A 270-nucleotide genomic window follows, 5' to 3' on the forward strand; every position below is an offset into this window, starting at 1 on the left:
GCCTGGTGGTGCCCGTGCTGAAAGATGCCGACAAGAAGGGCATCCTGCAAATCAGCGCCGAGATGGCCGAGCTGGCCAAGAAGGCCCGCGACGGCAAGCTGGGTGCGGCCGACATGCAGGGCGGCAGCATGTCGATCAGCTCGCTGGGTGGCATTGGGGGCACGCATTTCACCCCCATCATCAATGCGCCCGAGGTGGCCATCCTCGGCCTGTCCAAGAGCCAGATGAAGCCCGTGTGGGACGGCCAGCAGTTCGTGCCGCGCCTCATGC

The 270-nt window shown here is 65.6% G+C and carries 1 protein-coding gene; it reads left to right on the plus strand.

Annotation, left to right across the window (positions count from 1 at the left end):
* Nucleotides 1-270 (plus strand): 2-oxo acid dehydrogenase subunit E2 (locus ACSNOB_RS32105; RefSeq protein WP_436691210.1); only part of this gene is annotated, 270 nt, incomplete at both ends.

The organism is Micromonospora sp. URMC 106 (genome assembly GCF_051386395.1).
GTDB lineage: Bacteria > Actinomycetota > Actinomycetes > Mycobacteriales > Micromonosporaceae > Micromonospora.